The sequence below is a fragment of the Phycisphaerae bacterium genome, assembly GCA_024102815.1.
In the GTDB taxonomy this organism is placed as follows: Bacteria; Planctomycetota; Phycisphaerae; order UBA1845; family UBA1845; genus JAGFJJ01.
The window spans coordinates 82,588-103,814 of sequence record JAGFJJ010000018.1 but is presented as its reverse complement, the minus strand read 5'-3'; the positions used below and the strand labels follow the sequence as shown (position 1 = coordinate 103,814).

General features: G+C 63.9%; 16 protein-coding genes. 10 read left to right on the top strand and 6 right to left on the bottom strand.

The window, feature by feature from the left end; genetic code table 11:
- Window positions 1-141 precede the first annotated feature (141 nt).
- The 4 genes from J5J06_06100 to J5J06_06085 all read left to right on the top strand — a co-directional run bounded on the left by J5J06_06100 (window position 142) and on the right by J5J06_06085 (window position 5,479).
- Window positions 142-771 (top strand): archaeosortase/exosortase family protein, encoded by a 630-nt coding sequence (locus J5J06_06100; GenBank protein ID MCO6436643.1) that lies wholly within the window; start codon window positions 142-144, stop codon window positions 769-771.
- On the top strand, window positions 758-1,465 hold the full coding sequence (locus J5J06_06095) for a hypothetical protein (GenBank protein MCO6436642.1): 708 nt from the start codon (window positions 758-760) through the stop codon (window positions 1,463-1,465). The genes J5J06_06100 and J5J06_06095 overlap by 14 nt, the downstream gene beginning before the upstream one ends.
- Window positions 1,462-3,423 carry a sulfatase-like hydrolase/transferase gene (locus J5J06_06090; protein ID MCO6436641.1) on the top strand — a complete coding sequence of 654 codons (1,962 nt, stop codon included), beginning with the start codon at window positions 1,462-1,464 and terminating at the stop codon, window positions 3,421-3,423. Before J5J06_06095 ends, J5J06_06090 begins: the two co-directional genes overlap by 4 nt.
- 82 nt (window positions 3,424-3,505) lie before the next feature.
- Window positions 3,506-5,479 carry a sulfatase-like hydrolase/transferase gene (locus J5J06_06085; GenBank protein ID MCO6436640.1) on the top strand — a complete coding sequence of 658 codons (1,974 nt, stop codon included), beginning with the start codon at window positions 3,506-3,508 and terminating at the stop codon, window positions 5,477-5,479.
- Window positions 5,480-5,529: 50 nt separating this feature from the next.
- Here J5J06_06085 and maf read toward each other — a convergent pair whose 3' ends face one another.
- From maf to J5J06_06070, 3 genes are read right to left on the bottom strand one after another with little or no spacing between them, the layout of a single operon-like run.
- The gene (gene maf, locus J5J06_06080; protein MCO6436639.1) at window positions 5,530-6,150 is read right to left on the bottom strand and encodes a septum formation protein Maf; all 621 of its coding nucleotides are present in this window, start codon (window positions 6,148-6,150) and stop codon (window positions 5,530-5,532) included.
- A 16-nt stretch (window positions 6,151-6,166) separates the two neighbouring features.
- Entirely contained in the window at window positions 6,167-7,837 is a 1,671-nt protein-coding gene (locus J5J06_06075; protein ID MCO6436638.1) for a glycosyltransferase family 39 protein, read from the bottom strand.
- A 47-nt stretch (window positions 7,838-7,884) separates the two neighbouring features.
- On the bottom strand, window positions 7,885-9,006 hold the full coding sequence (locus J5J06_06070; GenBank protein ID MCO6436637.1) for a dipeptidase: 1,122 nt from the start codon (window positions 9,004-9,006) through the stop codon (window positions 7,885-7,887).
- A 310-nt stretch (window positions 9,007-9,316) separates the two neighbouring features.
- Between J5J06_06070 and J5J06_06065 the strand changes: the two genes are divergently transcribed.
- The 5 genes from J5J06_06065 (at window position 9,317) to J5J06_06045 (ending at window position 15,629) form a co-directional block, all read left to right on the top strand.
- Window positions 9,317-9,850, top strand: coding sequence for a hypothetical protein (locus tag J5J06_06065; protein ID MCO6436636.1), 534 nt, complete (start codon window positions 9,317-9,319; stop codon window positions 9,848-9,850).
- Window positions 9,851-9,987: 137 nt separating this feature from the next.
- Window positions 9,988-11,613 (top strand): tetratricopeptide repeat protein, encoded by a 1,626-nt coding sequence (locus J5J06_06060; protein ID MCO6436635.1) that lies wholly within the window; start codon window positions 9,988-9,990, stop codon window positions 11,611-11,613.
- A 121-nt stretch (window positions 11,614-11,734) separates the two neighbouring features.
- Window positions 11,735-13,126 carry a DASS family sodium-coupled anion symporter gene (locus J5J06_06055; protein MCO6436634.1) on the top strand — a complete coding sequence of 464 codons (1,392 nt, stop codon included), beginning with the start codon at window positions 11,735-11,737 and terminating at the stop codon, window positions 13,124-13,126.
- Window positions 13,123-15,141, top strand: a complete 2,019-nt coding sequence (locus J5J06_06050) for a cyclic nucleotide-binding domain-containing protein (protein ID MCO6436633.1) — start codon at window positions 13,123-13,125, stop codon at window positions 15,139-15,141. The genes J5J06_06055 and J5J06_06050 overlap by 4 nt, the downstream gene beginning before the upstream one ends.
- Window positions 15,138-15,629 (top strand): response regulator, encoded by a 492-nt coding sequence (locus J5J06_06045; GenBank protein ID MCO6436632.1) that lies wholly within the window; start codon window positions 15,138-15,140, stop codon window positions 15,627-15,629. Before J5J06_06050 ends, J5J06_06045 begins: the two co-directional genes overlap by 4 nt.
- A gap of 128 nt (window positions 15,630-15,757) precedes the next feature.
- Here J5J06_06045 and cyaB read toward each other — a convergent pair whose 3' ends face one another.
- The 3 genes from cyaB to J5J06_06030 form a co-directional block, all read right to left on the bottom strand.
- Window positions 15,758-16,321 carry a class IV adenylate cyclase gene (gene cyaB / locus J5J06_06040; GenBank protein MCO6436631.1) on the bottom strand — a complete coding sequence of 188 codons (564 nt, stop codon included), beginning with the start codon at window positions 16,319-16,321 and terminating at the stop codon, window positions 15,758-15,760.
- A gap of 128 nt (window positions 16,322-16,449) precedes the next feature.
- The gene (locus tag J5J06_06035; protein ID MCO6436630.1) at window positions 16,450-17,196 is read right to left on the bottom strand and encodes an ABC transporter ATP-binding protein; all 747 of its coding nucleotides are present in this window, start codon (window positions 17,194-17,196) and stop codon (window positions 16,450-16,452) included.
- Between the two features lie 16 nt (window positions 17,197-17,212).
- Window positions 17,213-18,805: an ABC transporter permease gene (locus tag J5J06_06030; protein MCO6436629.1), complete on the bottom strand. Its 1,593-nt coding sequence runs from the start codon at window positions 18,803-18,805 to the stop codon at window positions 17,213-17,215.
- A gap of 630 nt (window positions 18,806-19,435) precedes the next feature.
- On the opposite strand from J5J06_06030, the gene J5J06_06025 reads away from it, so the two are divergent.
- Window positions 19,436-21,157: a putative Ig domain-containing protein gene (locus J5J06_06025; protein MCO6436628.1), complete on the top strand. Its 1,722-nt coding sequence runs from the start codon at window positions 19,436-19,438 to the stop codon at window positions 21,155-21,157.
- Window positions 21,158-21,227 lie beyond the last annotated feature (70 nt).

The window sequence follows — 21,227 nt, the reverse complement described above, 5'->3', positions numbered from 1 at the left end:
GTGCAGCGTTTCCCTTTCGCGGGGCGTGGGGCTAGGATGGGTGAACGGTCACCCGGGCTGGGGCAGGTACGCCTCCGGGCAGGATAGAGCAATCTCGTTTTGCGCGTGGGAATGGCATTTCTTGCACCCGCGCTGTTCAAAATGTCGAAGTCCAACAAAACTTCGGGACGAAAGCAGCCTTCGGCTTCTCCGGCGGGCGAGACCGCCTCCAACGGGGGTCGTGGCGCTCGTCGCTGGATGCGCGCCCATGGGCGCGATCTGCGCTTCCTGGTCCTTTTCGGAATCCTGATGGGCGGTTACTACGTCGTTTCGGCGGCGGAGCCGGTCAAGGAAGGTTTCCTTCCCTGGTACCTGGAGCAGACGGCACGCCTGGCGGGCGGAACGCTGCAACTCGTGGGATTCGATTCACTCACGGTGAAGGGAAACGTGTTGATGTCGAACCGGGGGGGAGGCGCGGTGTCGGTGGAACGGGGCTGCGATGCGCTCGACCCATCGGCGCTTTTTGTCTCGGCGGTACTGGCCTCGCCTTTACCCCTGCTGCGGAGGCTCTCCGCGGCCGCCCTGGGAACGATCCTGCTCATGGTGCTCAATCTCGTTCGCATCATGTCGCTCTATCTGACCCGCGTGTACTGGAAGTCGGCATTCGACGTGATGCACCTGGACGTCTGGCAATCCCTGTTCATTCTGCTGGCCATCGTTTTGTGGGCGGGATGGGCGGCGTGGGAGGCGCGCCGACGGTCGGCGCTGGCGACGGCCCATGCTCAAACCTAGGTACATTCTGCAGTTCACGCTCGTTCTCTCGCTGCTGTCGGTGGTTTTGCTGTATCCGTGGCCCGGCGTGGAACGAGGGTACGCGAGGGTATTCCGCGCGGCCGGCAACGTGTTGTTCCACCGGTTCTGGTTCTGGGGAGACGGGCGGGTGCATTTCGTGGACGTGCGGCAGAGTGAATTCGCGCTGCGTTCGGAAATCGAGGCCCTGACACCGGGCACGCTGTCGAAGTCGTTTCGTGCGCCGGAGCCGGCGGACAAGCAGGGGACGCTTCTGATCGTTCGTAACGTCAGCAAGCCGGAGGCGGGATTCGGCCTGCTGCTCACGAGCAGCCGGCTGGTGGGATACTGGCCGACGGTCTGGCTCCTGGCGCTGGTGCTGGCGAAGCCGATGAGCTGGTCTCGAAAGGGATGGGCCCTGCTGTGGGGCATGCTGCTGGTGCATGCGTTCATTGCGTTCCGCCTGAGCCTGCTGATTGCCGGGAAGGCGCTCTTCATGGCGGAAAAGAAATACGCCGTCTGGGAGATGGGCAGCTTCGGGTTGAAGCTCATCAACGGGTTGGAAGAGGTACTGGTGCAGAATCCCACGTCGTCGTTCATGGTGCCGACGTTCATCTGGTTCGTGGTGGCCTTTTCCTGGGACGAATGGGCGCAGTTGCGGGGCGCGGGGCGTATGCGGGTCGAGGATGCTTCTTGAGCGCGTCGAAGAGAAAGCAAAAGGCGACGTCGGGCGCGTCGAAATCCGGAGGGAACGCGGGAAAGGGTTCACCGCGGACCGGCGGACGCGTCGCACTCGTGGTGTTGCTGGTTGCCGCAGCGGCGGCGGTCTGGGCGTCGCTTGCGCTGATACGGTCGGATTCGAGCGGTGTGCCGGCCGGGCTGCACGCGGGCTCCGCCAAGGGATTCGACGTCCTGCTGGTCACGCTGGACACGACGAGAGCGGATCACATCGGCTGCTACGGGTATGCGGGCGCGCGAACGCCCACGCTTGATCGGTTGGCGGCCGAGGGAATTTGGTTCGACGATGCCATTTCTCCCGTTCCACTGACTCTGCCGGCGCACGCGAGCATATTGACGGGATTGAATCCGACGAGTCACGGCGTGCGGAGCAACGGTGCTTACCGGCTGGACGACTCGTTCACGACGCTATCCGAGCGATTTCAAGACGCGGGCTACGACACGGCGGGCTTTGTTTCCGCGTTCGTGCTCGACGGCCGATTCGGATTGGCGCAGGGCATGGCACTGTTCGACGCGAAGGTGGAGACGCCGGGCGTGGCGTTCGGCGGTCTGGACAGTCGGCGTCCGGCGTCGGAAGTGACCGACGCGGCCCTGGCGTGGATGAAGCGTCGCGACAACGATCGTCCCTATTTTCTATGGGTCCACTATTACGATCCTCATGATCCGTATGTGCCGCCCGAGCCATACGCGACGCAGTTCGCCGGGAGGCCTTATGACGGTGAGATCGCCTATATGGATGCGCAGCTCGGGCGGATCATGGAGGCGATCCGTCAGAGTCCGCGATCGGATCGGACTCTGGTCGTCGTGGTGGGCGATCACGGCGAGAGCCTCAATGAACACGATGAGTTTTCTCACGGGCGGACGCTCTACGAGGCCACGCAGCGTGTTCCGCTGATCGTCTGGAGCGGCGGGGCGACGGGCGGGGCCGTGGTTGACAAGTTCAGCGTGGGTCTGGTGGACATCTTCCCGACGGTCGTCGAACTGGCGGGACTGGAGCCGGTCGAGTCTCTGGATGGAAGGAGTCTCCTTTCCATCGAGGGTGATCCCGAACGAATGATCTACATGGAAACACTGGAGACTTATCTGGAGAACGGTTGGGCCCCTCTGTATGCCCTCCGGCGGCACGACGACAAGTACATCCACGCGCCCAAACCGGAATATTACGATCTGCGGGCTGATCCGCACGAGTTGAACAACCTCTTTCCGCAGCTCACGCCCGCGCAGCAGGAGGAGGTCGGGAAGCTGGCCCAAGCGCTTGCGGAACAGGTGCGGAACAGTCCCTCGGCGCAGGAGGTTGCGGAGACGGCGCTGGAACTGGACCCGGAGTCGATTGATCGGCTGCGGTCACTGGGGTACTTCGGCAGGGATCCGGGGGAGCGTCCGGCGATGGACGGGGAGTTGCCCAATCCGCGGGACATGCTTCCGACCTACCGGCTGGTGCAGGAGGCGGAGCGTCTGGCGGATGAGGGGCGGATGGACGAAGCGCTGTCGAAGGCTCGACGGGCGGTGGAGCTGTCACCCAACGACCGTCAGGCGCTGTATCGCCTGGGCCTGATCTGCGCGTGGACCCAGCGTTTCGATGAGGCGGAAGAGAGTTTCCGCAAGTGCAATGCGATTCGCGAAGACTCCAACGTGTATACGCTGCTGGGCCAGATCGCCATGCTCAAGGGCCGGCTTGCGGAGGCTGAAGAGCTCATCAAGAAGGCGATCGAAGTTGATCCGAAGCACGGCGGCGGGTACATCGCCATGGGCGATCTCCGCGCGATGACCGGCAAGGCGGATGAAGCTCGGGCCTATTACAACCAGGCCCTGGAGGTTGATCCCTACCGCGCTCACAACGTCGTGGCGGATCGCCTGGAGAAGCTCGAGCAGGTGAGCCGGCGCAGCCCGAACGGTGCGGCGGGAGGCACGCGGTAGATTCGAGAACCACGCGGTCGAGCCAACGCTCGGGTATGTGTGCCGGCCGTGCGTTTCAGGTCCGGCAGTTAACGTCAACGTCATGGGCAATCGGAAACGGAAAGCCAAGTCAGCCGCTCGTGGTTCCGCGGAACGTGCGCAGGCTCCGAGAGGGTCCGCGGGTCGGCGCGGTTCACCGGTCGGGTCGAGGGCCGGGATCGTTCTGGCACTCGTCGTACTGGCCGGTGCTCTCGGTGCCGGCTATTGGCTGGTAAGCCGCAGCGGGGGAGGTGTACGGGAGGGCGTCCCATCGGCCCTGCGATCCGGCGCGGCGCGGGGCTTCAATGTACTGCTCGTATCGCTGGACACGACGCGGGCGGACCATATCGGTTGCTACGGATACTCGGCCGCCAAGACGCCGGTTCTGGACGGTCTGGCGCGGGAAGGGCTTCGTTTCGAACAGGCGATTTCGCCCGTGCCGCTCACGCTGCCTTCTCACACGACGATGCTCACGGGATTGGAGCCGCCGTCGCACGGCGTGCGGCATAACGGTGAGTATCGGCTCGATCCGGTCCACGTGACGCTTGCGGAGATTCTCAAGGACCAGGGATACCAGACGGCCGCGTTCGTCTCGGCCTTTGTGCTGGACCACCGGTTCGGGCTCGATCAGGGATTTGACTATTACGATGACACGGTCCGTCCGCAGGCCGGGGATGCCTTCGGGGGCTACGACAGTCAGCGAAACGCGGAGGAGGTCACGGCGGCGGCGGTCCAATGGCTCAAGGCTCGGTCGAAGGACAGGCCTTATTTTCTTTGGGTTCACTACTACGACCCGCATGCCAATTACGAGCCGCCCGCGCCGTTTGCGGCGATGTTTCCTGATCGGCTGTACGACGGCGAGATCGCGTATATGGACGTGCAAATCGGTAGGTTGATGCGCGCCGTCAACGAGAACGGCGGAGGCGAGCGGGTGGTGGGCATATTCGTGGGAGACCACGGCGAAAGCCTGGACGAGCACGACGAGAACACGCACGGTCGGGGGTTGTACGACGCGACGCAGCGCGTACCGCTGATCGTGTGGTCGCCGGGACTGTTCGGCCAGGGGCATGTGGTCGACAAGGCGGTTGTGGGTGTTATTGACGTGTTTGCCACGGTGCTGGACGTGCTGGGTCTTCCGCCGCAGCCGGGCGACGAGGGCGAGAGTCTGCTGACTGCGGGACGGAACGCGGATCGCCGGATCTACATGGAAACGCTGTCGCCGTATCTGGACAGCGGCTGGGCGCCGCTTTACGGGCTGCGCCGTCTGCACGACAAGTACATCCATGCGCCCGAGCCTGAATACTATGACCTGTCGGTCGATCCTCATGAGGTGAACAACCTGTTTGCGCAAGCGACGCCGCCGCAGCAGGAACGCATGGCGGCTCTTGCCGGGGATCTGGCGGAGCGGGTCAAGGGGAGCCCTTCGGCGGAAGATGTGGCGGCGTCGGCGGTGGAGCTCGATCCCGATGCGCTGGCGCGGTTGCGCTCGCTGGGTTACTTCGCCGGGCGCGACGATGAGCGTCCGGAGGAGGGTGAGGCGCTTGCGAATCCGCGGGACATGATGCCCATCTGGAGCCTGACCCAGGAGGCGACGCGCCTGCGGGATCATGGCAAGTTCGCGGAGTCACTGGCCGTGGCTCAACAGGCCTACGCGAAGGCACCGGACGATCGTTCGGTGCTGCACGCGATGGGACTGGCGCTGATGTACATGGATCGACTGAAGGAAGCGACCGAGTATTTCCAGCGTTACATCGCGATCCGGCCCAACGCGAACGTGTACGTTTCCCTGGCGCAGATTGCGGTGAAGCAGGGTCGGCTGGAGGCGGCGGAGGATTACATCAACAAGGCGTTGGCGCTGGAGCCGGATCACGGAGCGGCGTACATTGCCCGAGGGGACGTGTTCGCGATTCGCGGTCAAGTCGACGAAGCGCTGCGCATGTACGATGTCGCGGAGAAGGTCGATCCCCACCGGTCGGGGGTGGCGGCCGCGAACCGCCGGGCCAAAGTTCGCGCGTTCCTGCAGGGTCGCCAGCCGTAACGGTTGAGAGCGGCGCGAGCCGGCGATGCGCCGGATGCCGGGTTCGCGCTTTACGGATGTTCTGCGGGGCGAATGCCCCATTCGGCGAGCATTTCCACCACGATCTCCACGGGCAGGCCGACGACGTTGCTGAAGCTGCCGTCGAGGCGTGTCACGAACCTGTCACCGTGATCCTGGATGCCGTAGGCGCCGGCCTTGCCGATCCAGGCGCCGCTGTCGAGGTACTCCTGCATTTCCTGCTCGGACAAGGCGCGCATGGTGACCTCGGTAACGGCGTGCTCCGTCCGGCTCCGACCGGACTCGGCGTCGAGCAGGGTGACGGCGGTGATGACCCGGTGTGTGGCCGCGGTGATGGCGGTAAGGATTCGCCGGGCGTCGTCGCGGTTTTCGGCCTTGCCGAAGACGCGGTGGCCGAGAGCCGCGATCGTGTCACCCGCCAGGATGACGCCGCGCTGAACGACTCCCCGGGCGCTCTCGGCCTTGAGTACGCTGAGGCGGCGGGCAAGCTCAACGGGATCATCGACGCCGGGCAGCGCGACAGGCTCTTCGAATGGCGGCACAACCATATCGAAAGAAAAGCCATGGTCGCGCAGCAACTGCGCGCGGCGCGGACTGGCCGAGGCGAGGATCAGTCGCGGGGCGGTTTTGGAGTTGCTGTTGTCGAGGCTCATGGTTGACTCAGGCATATCACGGTTGCGCTTCCGCGCGGCGCTTCAGGATAATGAGCGTGGGGCTGATCTTGCCGGGCGTGGGTGCCCCCCAGGCTGGCAGGCTGAGCCAATGCGAGCCGGTGCCCAGGAACCGCGGGCCGAATCGGGCGACAACGCCGTAACCGTAACGCCCGGCGAGGAGGTCGTCCATCGTCTTGCGCTGCTCGTCGCTGAAGTCTTCGTAGTTGAAGCTTGTGAGGATCAAGAACTCCGGTTGGGGACGGGAGAGCCACGCGGGCGACATGACCACGGGATAGGTCGCGTAGCCGAGTTCGTGCACGCGCGGAAGGTACTGGGGACGGAGGCGCGGCGCGTCGTCCATGGAAAACGCGCCCACGCTCGCTTCCCGGGGGACATTTTCAAGGAACCAGGCCTCGGCGTCATAACGGGAATCGTGGAGCATTTCGAGGTCGATCGCGATCGAACAGGCGAGCGTCGGGAGGAAGACGACGACCGGGACCATGAGTCGAATCGACGAAAGCGCCCATCGGCCGCGGCAGACGTCCGTCAACCATATGCCGACGAGAACGGAGAGCAGAACAAACGGCGGAAAGAGAAAGCGATCGTAGACGAAGCGGATCGGCAGAATCACGATGAGCCAATAGAACACCGCGGGTACGAGGAGCGCGGTCGGGACCCGGCGATGGTGCCGCAACCCGTGGATGACGGCGGCGATCGTAGCGATGACCATCGGCCAGCCTACCGCGCCACCCGCCTCGCGAAAGGTCGCGAGCATCAGAACGAAGGGGTTGTCGTAGCGCGTCTGGCGGGCGTGGAGTGAACCTTCCGGCGGCGCAATCCAGTAGCGGAGACGCTCGACGTACTGGCCGAAGTCGTGGAAGGCCCCATTGATATAGAGACAGGGCAGGACAAAGCACAGGAGTCCGACGAGCCAATGCCACTGCAGGAGCGCACGCCGCGCGGCGACCATTGCAGGCGAGCGGGCCCGGTGACAGCGATAGCAGTCGAGCAGCAGAACGACGGCCATGCCCGGGTAGATGCCGGCGGCGGAATCCTTGGTGCAGGTGGCCAGCGCCGCCAGCAGTCCAAGAGCGGCCGCATTGCGCAGGCGGTGGAATTGGAGGAGGCGAACATAGAAGAACGCGCTCCAGGCGATCCAGCACACAGAGGGCACATCCACGTTGCCGAGATGTGCGAAACAGGTGAACGCCGCGCCGGACATCAGGGCGGCCGCGGAGAGCGTGGAGACCACGACATTGCGGGTGAGTTGGAACGCGACGGCGTAAACCCCGAGCCCGGCGAGAATTCCCATGGCCACGGAGACGCCGCGAGCGATGAGCAGCAGCGTGGCGATCTTCGGGGCCTGGGGCTCAGCCAGTGTCCATTCACCCGTGGCGGGATTCTGAGTGCGCTGACCCGTGCTCGACCAGTGCGCGATGACGGGCCGATAGGCGGCGGAGAGGAGCAGGTAGTGCAACGGGGGGTAGCGGCCGCGCCAGTGCTCAGGCCACGTCTCAACGGCGCCGAGTGTGCGGACGCCGGCGATGGAATCCTGGCTCCAGGAAACGAGTGCCGGGAGCCCCCACCGAATTCCCGGAAGGAACAGGCCAAGCCCCAGCAGCACGACGATTGTGCATCCCGCAAGGTTATCGCGAAGCGGATGCGCGGTCGGCGCGATGCATTCCATCAAGCGATCGGACGCTTGCGATGCGGGAGGCGTTTCCGCGTTGATCATCAGCGCCGGCGGCTATCTCTGGAGGAACTGGCCGTGCCCGATGCCCGGTCCATCGTGCGTAGCATATTCGCGCCCAGCAGGCCCACAAGGTCGTCCTCGTGCCACCCGCGCTCCAGGAGGGCGGCCGTGAGCATGGGCAGTTTCGAGCAGTCTTCCAATCCCTCGGGGAGCATCAGGGTGCCGTCAAAGTCCGATCCGATGCCGACGTGTTCGGGGCCGATTCGTTTCAAGGCATGATCGACGTGATCGACGAGGCATTGCAGGGGCGTGACATGATCGATCGGGGGCCTGGCCGGGTCGGGGGGTTGAAGTCGGACGCGACGCATCTGCGCTGGATCGATCGCGGGGAAGTCGGGATCGACGAAGGCCGCGGGAAAGGTGATCTGGACGACGCCGCCGGACTTGGCCACGGTTTCCATCATGGCGTCGGTGAGGTTGCGCCGATGGGGGCTGACCGCGCGGCAGGACGAGTGGCTGGCGACAAAGGGAGCCGAGGAGATTTCGGCAACATCGCGAAAGGTCGCGTCGCCGACGTGGGAAACGTCCACGAGCATGCCGATGCGGTTCATTTCTACGACGACTGATCTCCCGAACGGGCTGAGCCCACCGTGCCGGGGGGATAGCGGTTCGTGGATGCCGGCAGAGTCCGCCAGGGCGTTATGGGTGCCATGGGTGAGTGTCAAATAGATGGACCCTTCGGCGCGGAACTCGCGGAGGACATCCAGCGACTGTCCGATGAGGTGACCGCCCTCGATGGCCAGCAGGACGGCCATTCGCCCGGCGCCGACGGCCTCGTGAACGTCCGAGGCACGGCGGGCGAGCGCGAGATGTTCAGGAAGCGATTGCACGAGCCGGTTTACGGCGGCGATCTGCCGGCGGGCGGAAGCCACGCACTCGGCGGGGTCTTCGGCAGCGGGGCTCCATATGGCGAACACGACAGCGTTGATACCGCCCTCGCGCAGGCGGGGGAGGTCCACGTGCCCGACGATGTCCCTGCGGGTGAAATCCCAAGCGGGGTCGAGCAGCCGTTGCGTGGTGTCCACGTGGCTGTCGAGGACGATGCTTTCGGCGTGTAGGGCGCGTGCCCGCGGGAGGAACTCATGGCCGGGTGAACCTGACATGCCGGTGGATTGTACGACAGCATGCCTGCACGAAGTAGGCCCGCGCAGTGCTGGGATCGCAGGATTCGCGCGAAAAAATTGGCGATAGGGCCGGAAACATCGCGCGGGAAGAGCGTCGATGGGGACTTCGCCAGGCCGATCCGTTGCCGCCCGATAATTAACCAAGGTCTCTGCCTCAACTGTTCGATAGACCCTTGACCCTGCGCGTGATGACCGGAAGGCTCGCGCGGCGCGAGGCGCGGGGGTGGAACACCGTCCAGAGTCAACTGTGCACTCGGGGTACGAGATGTTTAAGAGCGAGGAGTCTGGCATGTACGGCAAGCGTATTTCTTTCGGGGGTCTGGTCGTGGTGCTCGGTGCTGGTTTGCTTGCAGGATGCGGGCAGAAGGCCATCACCGGCGTGCAGATGACGGAACAGAAGATGGATCAGAACATCGCAGCGAAGAAGATCTATCTGGCGGTCATGGCCGAGAACGCCATGCGCCAGGATATGACCGTCTCCGATCTGCACTTTGTTCCGCACACGGCCGAGCTCAACGGCACGGGTGTCAACCGTCTCGACCGCATGGCGCAGTCGTTGAACACCTACGGCGGAACGCTCCACTACGACACGGTGGAATCCGACGACGTGCTGGTCAATGCCCGTCTGGACAACATTCGGGAGTACCTCGCCCTGACGGGTGTGAACATGGACAACGTCGATGTCATGACGGGAATCTCTCAGGGACGAACCATGCCGGCGACGGAGGCCATGCGCATCATGGAGGCGGGTACGGCGAAGCAGGGCGGGCAACAGCAGCAACAGCAGCAAGGCATGGGGATGATGCCGTCGCCGACGCCGTAGCTGTAACTCGGCTCAGGCCCTCTATTGCACGGTGGCATGCGAAGTAATTCGAAGGAGCGAGTCCGTTGCGGTCCAGGTTGCTCGACCCACGACGGGTGTGGAACGGGCCGTGACGGTTTTCAGGGGAGCGAGTCATCATGATGTCGAAGTGGTTGAGGTGGTCGCTGGCGTCGGTCGTGCTTGTCGTTGGCGGTTGCATGCGGTCGGAGTTCACCATGTCGCCGGCCGAGCGGCAGGTGCTTCAGCGCGTGGACCAATCCAGGCTGGAACAGGCCGAAGAGGCGAAGGTTCCCAAGATCCGCGCGCAGACGCGGTTCGCGGCCGGGCGGCTCCTCGAGGCGCAAGGCCGTCTCAACGAGGCCGCGGAGCAGTATCGCCGGGCGGTGGAGGAGGAGCCGAGGTTCGCCGAAGTACACCACCACCTCGGTCGGCTGCTGAGCCGGGTCGGGAATCACGAGGGCGCGGTGAAGTACCTTCGTCGTGCCGCGCAACTCCAGCCGAACAACGCGGCGTTCCACAACGATCTTGGCTACGTCTTCATGCTTCAGGGTTCCTGGGCGGATGCGGAGAATGAGCTCCAGCGGGCGATTGAACTGGATAACAACTTCGCCCGCGCCACGGTGAATCTAGGTGTTTGCCTGGGGCGGCAGGGTCGCTTTGATGAAGCCATGGTCGAGTTTCGCCGGGCGCTGCCTGAGCCGGATGCCTGGTACAACCTTGGCCTGATGTATCGTGGGCAGCAGCGCTACTCGGAGGCGACGAGTGCCTTCCGCCGGGCGCTGGAGCTATCGCCGCAATTAACGGCGGCGCGTACGCAGATCGAGCAGATCGGGTTTATCCAACCTGTTGTGACGCAGCCCGATTTCCCGGCGCGGCCGACGCAAAGTGCCCAAGTTGGCCGAAGCGAACCACGGGATGACAACGCTGAGGCCAACCCAACCGTCTGGCAAGGCGCTCAAGCTGGTCAGTCCGTGAGCCCGCCGCGGCAAAACGACGCACCGGAGCGAGGGCAGAATCCGGTGCCCCCCGCTCAGCAGGCTTGGAAGAGCAATCCACCCCAGCGGGTGATCGATCCGGCGGTGGCCGAGCAGCTCCGTGCGCATCAGGATGAACTCGATCGGGTTCGGTCCGAGCGTACATGCCTGGAGGATGCCATTCTGCGATACGCGGCGCTCTCGGCCGAAGCGGGGCAGAAGGACCGGAAGATCGAGTCGCTGTTGAAGGACTATGCGTTCATTCAGAGGAACGCGCCGGTGGATGGGGCGAAGGGACAGGATGAGTCCGCGAACCCGTCAGCCGGCAAGGCAGCGGGGGAATCGTCCCGGACGATGAACTTGCAATCGAACGGCTACAAGCCCGGGAAATCGCATTCGGCGTCCTTCGCGGCGGAAGTCATTCCTGTTCCGCCTACGGATGCCTGGACGATGGCGGCGATGCACGGCGGCTATGACGTGAGTGTCGATCCGGTCGCGATGGTGACGGGTGAGGCCTCGACGGTGCCGCCGGCCGCTTCGCGGCAGCGGCGCGCATCGATGTCGAGCACCATTCAGTTTGCCACGTACGATGGTGATGCCGGCTCGCTGGATGCGATCTGGTACGACCCCGCGATCCAAATCGCCGTTTGTCCGCCGGAAGGCTGTGGCGCGACACACCCGGCCATGGACCCGGAACTTCGGCAGTGGATCGAGGAGCAGTCCAGTTCAGACGAGATGTTCTCCATCTTGTTGAACGAGATACGTTGTCTGGAGGGGGAGCGAGATTGAGCCAACAGCCGGCGGTTGGTACGCCGATTGCAGACTACTGGTTGTGGCAAACCAACGTCGATGAAACCCGCCGGGGGTCGCAGCGTTCCGGGCGGGTTTCGGTCGTTTAGGATCGTGGCGCATGACCACGAAGCAATGGGTCAGCATCGTCGCCGCGCTGGCGGCGTTCTTCGCGCCATTCCTCTTTCCGACGCATGATCTCTCCGTCGAAGGGCAGCGCGTTCTTTCGATTCTCCTGCTCGCCGTCGTCCTCTGGGTGACGGAACTCGTTCCCCTGCACGCCACCGCAGCCGTGGTCATCCTGCTGGAGATTCTCCTGATCAGCGATCACGCGGTTCTCAAGCTCACCGAGGGCTTCTCCGCACCGTCCTATCGATCTTTTTACGCTACTCTCGCCGATCCGGTGCTGATGCTCTTTCTCGGCGGCTTCTTCCTGGCGCACGGGGCGGAGCGTTTCACCCTCGATCGCAACCTCGCCCGCGTGCTATTGCGGCCTTTCGGAACCTCGCCTCCGATGGTGCTCATGGGCATCGTGGCGATCACCGCGCTCATGTCCATGTTCATGAGCAACACGGCCACGACGGCGACGATGATGGCCGTGGTGCTTCCGGTGATTGCCCGGCTGCCGGCGGGGGATCCCCTGCGCACGGGACTGATTCTCGCGGTTCCGGTGGCGGCCAACATCGGCGGTATCGGCACGCCGATCGGAACGCCGCCGAATGCCATCGCGCTCGGTGCCCTTGCGCGAGCCGGTATCCGCATCGGGTTTCTGCAATGGATGCTCCTGGCCGTCCCGCTCATGATCGTCCTGCTGCTGCTGGCGTGGGCGGTGATCGCGCGGCGCTATCGCTCCCGCGAGGCGCGTTTGACGCTCGACATCGATTGCCGGTTTGATCGATCGCGGTCGGCTGTGCTGTTCTACGTGGTTTTCGCCTGCACGGTCGCGTTGTGGATGACCGAAGAGCTGCATGGCATGAGCTCCTCGATCGTGGGGTTCTTTCCCGTTGTCGTACTGCTCTCCACGGCCGTGTTCTCCGCCAAGGATCTCCAAGGCATGCCCTGGCACGTGCTCTGGTTGGTCGCGGGGGGCATTGCCCTGGGGGTGGGTGTCGGTACAACGGGGCTGGACAAGTGGTTGATCGGGCTCGTTCCCTGGGAAGGATTGTCCGAGCGGGTGATCACGGCGGTGCTGGCGATCGGTGCCCTGGCGCTGGGAACGCTCATCTCGCACAGCGCGACGGCCAACCTGCTCGTTCCGCTGGCCATGAGCATGGGCGCGGCCAGCACGATTGAGGTTCGTCCGATGGTCGGCGCCGTGTTTGTGGCGGTCGGTTCTTCGCTGGCCATGATGCTTCCCATCAGTACACCGCCGAACGCCATCGCGGTGAGCACCGGCACGGTGAAGACGAAGGATCTGGCGCTTGTCGGAGCGGCCGTCGGCATCGTGGGCTGGCTGTTGCTCGTGCTGGTGATGCCGTTTCTGTGGCAGGCGCTGGGGGTAATGTCGAAATGACGCCGCCATCAGCAGATCAACACCGGTATCTCATCGTCTGCGTGGACGACGAAGCCGATCTGCTGGACCGGTTGACGAGCGACGTGCGTGCCTATTGCGCCGGACGGATCGAAGTCGCAGCCTGCCTGAACGCCGAGGGAGCGCTCAAGGCACTCGGGTCGCTGGATTCATCCGATGTCAAGGTCGTGGCGGTGATTGCCGACCACCGCATGCCGGAGATGTCCGGCGTGGACCTGCTTCTGCGCTTGCAAACGGATCCATGTCTGAAGACATGCCGCAAGATTCTCCTTTCGGCGCGAACGAGTTCGGAGGAGGTCACGCGCCTGCTCAAGGCCGGCGCGGTCCACCGCACGCTCCAGAAGCCGTGGTCGGTCCAGGACTTGCGTGAGTGTCTGCGCACGCAACTGACGGAATACTGCCTGCGATTTGCGCCCGAGGCGGCGGAGCAGCTTTCCAGCCTGCTGGACGTGGATCGCATGTCGCACGCCTATGTGGAAACCTGGCAGAACGTCGCGGACATCGACTCGCGGCTGCACGCCGTTCAGCGCAGCTTCCTGCTGGACGTGAACCTGGCTGACCACCAGGTTGAAGAAGCTGTGGTGGAGAGCGTGGATCGCGTGCTGGACCGTCCGCCACGCCGTGAATACGCCAGAGACGACCTGCTCTTCCGAGAGGATGATCACGTCGGCGAAGTGTTCATTCTGCTGAACGGCTATGTGCAGCTCTCGCGCCGGGCGGACAGCCGGGATGTCGTTTTCCATACGCACTCGGCCGGGCGGATCATCGGCCTGCTCTCGCTCGCCCAGGGTCAACGGGCGTTCTTTACCTGCAAGGCCATGACCGACTTGACGGTCATTCCTTTGAGTGTCGAGCAGCTCGATCAGGCGATGGAACGCGATCCCACGCTGAGCGTTCATTTCGTGACGGCGCTGATCCGCTCGCTGGCGCGGCGGATCAAGAGCACGGCGGAGCTGAAGGTCGAGGTGGAGAATCTCAACGCGCGGCTGAAGGCGGAGCGCGACCAGTTGGCCGACGCCCTGCATCGACTGGAAGCGGCGCAGATGCAACTGGTCGAAACGGGCAAGCTGGCGACGCTCGGCGAGCTTACCGCGGGCATCGCCCACGAATTAAACAACCCGGTGGCGGCGATCCGCCGCTCGGCCGAGTTCCTTGCCGAGGACATCGCCAAACTTGTGGAGCGCGTTCCCGACGGTCCCGAATGTACGGCGGCGATGGAGCACGCGCTGATGGCCGTGCCGGTCTCTACCCGAGAGATCCGCGAGAAGGGGCGGGCACTGTTCACCGTGGTGGGAGACGATCCGCTCACGCGCCGCCTGGTGAAGATCGGCATTACCGATGCCGATGCGTACCGGCAGTCCTTCGGCGGGCTCGACGCGCGGGCACGGGAAGAACACCTCTCCGCGATGGAACGATACCACGAACTGGGCGTCGCCCTGCGCAATATCCGCAGTTGCGGTGACCGCATCGCCGCCCTGGTCGGCAGCCTGCGTTCGTACGCCCGCACCAGCGAGAAGCCCCAGGAAGGTGTGGATCTGCATGAGGGATTGGAGGATACGCTTCGGCTCTTCGGCCATGCGCTCCGGGAAGTCCATGTGAAGCGCGCGTACGGGGACGTACCTGCGATCGAAGGGCATCCGGGCGAACTCAACCAAGTGTGGACCAATCTTATCGCCAACGCGTTGCAGGCGGTGAAGGGTGCGGGGGAGATTCGGATCGAGACAGGGCGGGCGGACGCCGGGCACGTTCGGGTGAGCATCTGTGACACGGGCGGGGGAATTCCACCGGAGAAGCTCGCGCATATATTCGATATGCACTTCACCACCAAGGAGGGGCGCGTGGAGTTCGGCCTGGGGCTGGGTCTGCCCATCAGCCGGCAGATCATCGCGCGACACGGTGGAACGATCTCCGTGGAGTCCGAGCCCGGCCGGACGTGCTTCACGGTGGTGCTACCGGTCCGGATCCCGCGCGATCTCGTCGAAGGAGCCGCGACATGAGCCGACTCGTGATTCTGTGCGTGGAGGATGAGCCGGAAGTTCGCATGTCGCTGGCCCGCGACATCGCCGCGTTTGCGCCGGCCTTCCTTATCGAGGAAACGGAAGATGCGGCGGAGGCGCGGGAAGTGGTGCAGGAGGTGCTCGGCCGCGGCGATCGGCTCGCGCTGGTGCTGTGTGACCACCTGCTCCCCGGCGAGCGCGGCGTGGATTTCCTCGTGGCGCTGAAACATGATCCGCAGACGCGGGCGGCCCGCAAGGTGTTGGTCACCGGGCAGGCGGGACTGGAGGACACGATCAAGGCCGTGAACGAGGCCGGATTGGATTACTACGTGTCCAAACCGTGGTCCAAGCCGCAATTGGAGGAGCTTGTCCGGTCGCAGCTCACGGAATTTGTGCTGCGGAATGTCGAAGATGTTCTGCCCTATGTCGCGGTGCTCGACGGCGCCCGGTTGATGGAGGCGGTGAAGAATCGGGGGCGGGTGGAATAAGCGGGATTCTGAATGCGGAATGCTGATAAGGGATAGAGCCGCCGGTCGGACGACGCTGTTGCCGGAGTTCCGAACGGTGCATTCCTCCATCGCGTCCGCGCAGGCTAAAGCCTGCGGCTCACTGTCGATCAAAGCCGAAGCGTTCGATCTTCAATATCGTACTGATTGCAGTATTCGACCAGCATGCGCACGTACGAAGCCTGCGTGACGGGCGTGTCGCCCAGGCGGAGTTTCTCGCGCACCCGTTGAACGCTGGCCTCGTCCGGCCCTTCGATCTCCACGAAAAGGCCGATCTTTGGCGGCTCATCGAGCTCCACGCGGCAGTCGTCCAATTGCCAGGATTCGCGGCTTTTTTCGTATTGAAGAATCGCAGCGAAGCCGAGGCGGGCGAGCATTTCGCAGGCGGCGCCGGCGTCGTTGAGCTCGAACTCGATTTCCTCTCGTGACTTGAACTCGCCCGGTGTCCGCGGCCCCTTGAAGGTCAGCGTGGATTTGATGTCGCCGCTTTCCTCGTCTCGCGCGGAGCGCACGCGCAGGCCGCAGCCTCTATTCCGCAGGGTCCCGTCGGCCGCGTCGAGGATGACGTTCCATTCCATCACCAGGCCGAGTCGAAGTGCACCTGCGGCGCGCAGGGCGTCGCGCACCGGCTCGTGCGAATCAACGCGGAACTTGGCTTCGATCTCGAGGGGCATGGGAACAAGCGAGCCTCTGCAATCATTTGGTGCGGGACCTGAATTCCGGCGCTCGCCGGGATGGCGGACAAGCCTCCTCAGTTACTGCCGTCGTTCCGGTCGTTTGTCCTTTCGCCACTGCTGGAGTACTACGCCTTCACATCCTCCGGCGTTGGAATCGTCCGGGCGGGTGATTCGCGAATATCCAGGCCGATCATGCCGTCGGCGAGGACCAGTCGGCGGTGGGCCCGGGCGGCGACGTTGGCGTCGTGGGTCACCATGATGATGGTCTGGCCGGCGGCGTTGAACTCGCCGAGGAGGTCGAGAATCTCGGCCCCGATGCGGGCGTCGAGGTTGCCGGTGGGTTCGTCGGCCAGGAGCAGCGCCGGGCGGTTCACCAGCGCCCGGGCGATGGCTACGCGCTGCCGCTCGCCGCCGGAGAGTTCCCGGGGGCGGTGCTTGAGACGTTCGCTCAGTCCGACGCGGTCGAGCAGTTCGGTGGCGGCGCGGCGCGCCTCGCCGCGATGCTTCCACCAGTTCCAGCCCGAGTAGCGCACCAGCCACGGGGCGAGCACGTTCTCCAGGACGTTCAGTTCCGGAAGCAGGTGATAGAACTGGAAGACGAAGCCCACATCGCGATTGCGGTAGGACTCGCGGTTGGTGCTGCCGGCGAACACGAGGCGGCCCTTGAATTCCACCTCGCCGCGATCGGGCTCGTCGAGCCCGCCGAGCACGTGCAGCAGGGTGCTCTTGCCCGAACCACTGGCGCCCATGACGACCAGGAACTCGCCCTCGCGTGCCTGAAGCGAAGCTCCGCGGAGCACGGCCAGGGTCGATCGGCCCAGCGTGTACGTCTTGTGGAGGTCGCGGGCGACGAGCAGTGGCGATCTGGCCATGGTTTTCCTTTCGCTCCTACTCGTAACGCAGCGCTGCCACGGGCCAGACGCGACCGGCGAGCAGCGCCGGGATCAGCGCCCCGACCATGGACGACAGGACGGCGATGGACGCGACCCAGAGCGCGTCGGCCCGCTTGACGACTTCGGGAATACGATCGAAGGAATAAATCTCCGGACTCCACACGCGAAGCTGGGGGTTGAGCTGGGCGAGCATGTCCTGAATGTCGTTGATGTTCCAGACGAAAACGGAACCGATGAGCGTGCCGAGGATGGCACCGGCGATGCCGACCGCCCCGGCGTAAATGATGAACATCGTGGCTACGCCTTGCGGTGAGGCGCCGATGGCCTTGAGAATGCCGATGTCGCGCGTCTTCTTCTCGACGATCATGTAGAAGATCAGCCCGATGAGCACGATGGCCACGAGGCTGATGAGGGCGAACAGGAACGTCACCAGGACTTTTTCCTTCTCCACGGCGGCGATGAGCGGCCGCTGGAGATCCTCCCACGTGTAAACGGTAACGAAGTCCAGCGCCTGGCGATCGGCACCGGTGAGTTGGTCGTCGGGCAGCGCGGCGTAGAACTTCGCCCAGGCATCGGCGATGAGGGACGCGGCCGCGTCCAGATTGACGCCCTCCTTCAGACCGATGAGGAGCTGGTTCGCCCGGGCCTTGGTCTGGCCGCCGTCGATGAGCTCCTGGGGGTCCATGGCCAGACGATGCTGGAGCATCTCGAAGTCGACGTACACGGTCATGTCGTCGATCTCGAAGATGCCCGTGCGGGAGTCGTCTGCGTAGCGCAAGGGAAGGTTCAGCGGGCGCTCCCCCATGAGATTGCCCTGGGGGGTTAGCGGCACGACAGTAAGGGCGATGTCGGCGCCCTTGGCCAGGTAGCGATCGAAGTTGCCGTCGGCGCGGCGATCGAAAAGCAGGTCGCTGCCGGCGATGATGCCGTATTTCTCCTCGCCGGTGTACCCCGGGGCGCCGGGTGCCAATTGAAACACACGCTCGCCGTCGGTCGCGGCCACGACGCTGGGAGCGAATGAGAGTTCGAACGGCGACCGTTCGTATTGTCTGAGCTTCTTGGGATCCTTCTCGGTACCGTGCCAGCGGGCGTTGGCTTCAACATATTCCGGCGGAAGGCTGAGCACGCCGCGCTCGTCCTCTCCGGCGACGGGCATCTTCTGCGGCCCGAGCGTCGTGGTGCCGGGATAGTAGTGGTTGTAGTTCAGCCCGGCGGCGAAGTCGTTGAACTTGACGTAATCGTCGAGGCGGATGCCCAGGACGCGTGCGGGCTTGGTCATGGACGTGGCCGGTACGCGGAAGATGGCGTAGCTGTACACGACCGGCGAAGTCGCCCGAATCGTGTCGGGGAGTTCGCGCTGCACGTATTCGGCGAAGTCGGCGTAATAGGGGAAGCCCTGGAGGATGCCGTTCTCGACGACGATTTCGCTGTGGAGCCCCCGAGAACGGTCACGGATGGTGTCCAGGAAGCCGCCCATGACGCTGAGCACGACGATGACCAGGGCCACGCAGAGGGTGACGGCGGCGATGCCGAACACGGCCACCAGCTTGGTGTGCAGATAACGCCAGGCAAGAAACCATTTGTACATGCTTCAATCTCGCCGGATCAGGGGAGGCCTGCGCATCCAGCGACAGGACTCAGCAGTCTTGTCGCTGCACCGCGGGTCGAAGTCAACCCTACCTCATCGACCCGGGTATCCGCCGCATGCCACCTGCTCCGGCGCGCGATCATCGGCTGAATTGGCCGCGCGGTCCCTCCCGGCGGTGTCCCACCGGTCTGAGGGACGGAGCCGTGTAATGAGGACCCACGTCGAATCAACGCATACCCGGCACCAACCTGACACTTCAGATCGTTCGGCCCCGCGTCAATTTTTCGGGCTATGCTTGGCTGAGTCGGGCGCAGCCGACGCCCCCTTGTGAACGACCCAAGCAGTAGATGATGTTACATCGCCGTGGTCTGTCCCGACACTTCCAGTATCGGTATTATTGTCGAGCATTCCTCAAGCTGGCTGAGTTTGCGTCGATAGCTCCGGCACCCGCGCCGCCCTTTCGTGCCGGTCGTTCCGCAGGGTCCTCAGTGACAACCGTATCTCGTCAGTCCGTTGCACTCCGCGGGCCCTGCACCGCCAGACCGGGTGCAGCGTTCGGCGATGGAGCGCAGGTGGGCGCCAACCTCCACGTAACCGAGAGACCAATCGGCGCCTTAGGGGGATTCTGTCATGAGAAAGCAGTCGTCGGTTGTCCGAGTCTCGCTTTTGTTCGTCGCCTCGCCTTTGATGATGCTCGCCCTTTCCCCGTCGGCGGAGGCCAGTACCGCCTATGGAACCCTCAACAACTTCGACTGCGTTAATGACACCGGAGTCGAGGCACACGGATTCGAGATCGAACTCGACGACATTCACAGCACGGACATCACTTATACGTACGACTACAACCACTACGGAATACCGAAGATCACGGAAGACAATAGCGATCCGGCACACCCGAAGGTTTTCATTCGTTACGCGGCTATCCGAAATCCTGACGGCTCCTGGTCCGCATTCACCGCAATTCCATCGGGTCCGATAACGCCGACCGACGGGCACCAGTTCACCAACCCATCCATCAACTTCGGAGGCGAGCATTTCGGCGTTGGCTACTACACCGCGCCGACGGCCGTGAAATACAATTGGCTGATCGATGACGGTGCAGGCAACCTGATCCACGGACCGCCGGTCTATGTCTCGACGCCGGCCTTCACCTATTTTCCGCCGGCCCCCTTGCAGCCCGCCCAGGTTCAGGCCGCGATCGTTCCGCCTCCCCCGCCCGCTCCGCCCGTGTTTCAGTTCGGCGAGGCGACCTGGGTCAAGGACATCAAGACGACGACGCACAACCCCAACAAGGTGGAACTCACCGATCTCGTGGACCCCGACCCCGACGACCCCAATGCCCACAACTGGGCCAACGGCGAACCTGCCGAAGTCGAAACGGAATGGCGCATTCTCCAGACGGAGTTCGCCAACCCCGACAACCCCAAGGGCGAGCTGAAAGGAATACCGGAGGATCTGCCGGGGGGCGACGAGGTCATCACCCGTAGATACGAGTTCTACAAATACACCGGCCCGATCGACGCAGAGTCGGGCGAGGCCATGGCGGATCAGGTCGCCCCCGACGGCATACACGGAGTTGGAAATGTAACGTTTAACGACCACTTTGACCCGGTGGCTGACGAATGGGTTGTCGTAACTGTCGACCTCTCCACAATAGAAGTCGTCGGTGAATTCTTCGGTGCCCAGATGGCGGGTTTCGATGTCGCTCCCGCACTGGGCCTGATCGATCACATTCCCGATGGTGAACTCGGCGTCGCCTACGCCGATCGGACCGTCGTGGTCCCGGGAGGCGCCCCGTTTCTCGTTACCACGACCGGGTCATTGCCCGACGGCACCCTGCTCGACGAGATTACCGGTGTATTCTCCGGCACGCCCACCGCCGTCGGCGTGTTCACCTTTACCGTGGACGCCTCGGACACCGACGGCTCCCACGTGTCGACGACCTACACCGTTACGATTCCGGACGGTGCTCCCGTGGACCGTGCGGTCGGCACCAGTGCTTTCCCCGATGACGGCGGCAGCACGACCGGCGACGGTATCTACGCCAGCGGAACGCCCGTGATCGTCACCGCCGACCCAAGCCCCGGCTATGCGTTCGTCAACTGGACTGAGGGCGGCCTGCAAGTGAGCACGTCCCCCACCTACCCATTCACCGTAAGCGACGACCGCTACCTCGTGGCGAATTTCGTGGCCAAACTCGATCTGTTCGCGGCCTGCCTCGCCGGCCCGGACGGCGGAATTACGCCGATGCAGATGGTCCCATGCGATGTCTATGACAAGAACGCCGACCTGGATGTTGATCTGGAAGACTGGGCTACGCTTCAGCTCCAATTCACCATGGCGCTGCCATAGCAACGCGCTGCGGATTTTTGGGAACGAGGGAACAATTTCCAGACAGTCGGGCAGGAGATTGCAAAGCGGG

Excerpts from the sequence above, each read along its gene's own strand:
- J5J06_06100 (MCO6436643.1), top strand. The coding sequence starts at position 142 with ATGTCGAAGTCCAACAAAACTTCGGGACGAAAGCAGCCTTCGGCTTCT.
- J5J06_06095 (MCO6436642.1), top strand. The coding sequence starts at position 758 with ATGCTCAAACCTAGGTACATTCTGCAGTTCACGCTCGTTCTCTCGCTG.
- J5J06_06085 (MCO6436640.1), top strand. The coding sequence starts at position 3,506 with ATGGGCAATCGGAAACGGAAAGCCAAGTCAGCCGCTCGTGGTTCCGCG.
- maf (MCO6436639.1), bottom strand. The coding sequence starts at position 6,150 with ATGAGCCTCGACAACAGCAACTCCAAAACCGCCCCGCGACTGATCCTC.
- J5J06_06075 (MCO6436638.1), bottom strand. The coding sequence starts at position 7,837 with ATGGAATGCATCGCGCCGACCGCGCATCCGCTTCGCGATAACCTTGCG.
- J5J06_06070 (MCO6436637.1), bottom strand. The coding sequence starts at position 9,006 with ATGTCAGGTTCACCCGGCCATGAGTTCCTCCCGCGGGCACGCGCCCTA.
- J5J06_06065 (MCO6436636.1), top strand. The coding sequence starts at position 9,317 with ATGTACGGCAAGCGTATTTCTTTCGGGGGTCTGGTCGTGGTGCTCGGT.
- J5J06_06060 (MCO6436635.1), top strand. The coding sequence starts at position 9,988 with ATGATGTCGAAGTGGTTGAGGTGGTCGCTGGCGTCGGTCGTGCTTGTC.
- J5J06_06055 (MCO6436634.1), top strand. The coding sequence starts at position 11,735 with ATGACCACGAAGCAATGGGTCAGCATCGTCGCCGCGCTGGCGGCGTTC.
- J5J06_06050 (MCO6436633.1), top strand. The coding sequence starts at position 13,123 with ATGACGCCGCCATCAGCAGATCAACACCGGTATCTCATCGTCTGCGTG.
- J5J06_06045 (MCO6436632.1), top strand. The coding sequence starts at position 15,138 with ATGAGCCGACTCGTGATTCTGTGCGTGGAGGATGAGCCGGAAGTTCGC.
- cyaB (MCO6436631.1), bottom strand. The coding sequence starts at position 16,321 with ATGCCCCTCGAGATCGAAGCCAAGTTCCGCGTTGATTCGCACGAGCCG.
- J5J06_06035 (MCO6436630.1), bottom strand. The coding sequence starts at position 17,196 with ATGGCCAGATCGCCACTGCTCGTCGCCCGCGACCTCCACAAGACGTAC.
- J5J06_06030 (MCO6436629.1), bottom strand. The coding sequence starts at position 18,805 with ATGTACAAATGGTTTCTTGCCTGGCGTTATCTGCACACCAAGCTGGTG.
- J5J06_06025 (MCO6436628.1), top strand. The coding sequence starts at position 19,436 with ATGAGAAAGCAGTCGTCGGTTGTCCGAGTCTCGCTTTTGTTCGTCGCC.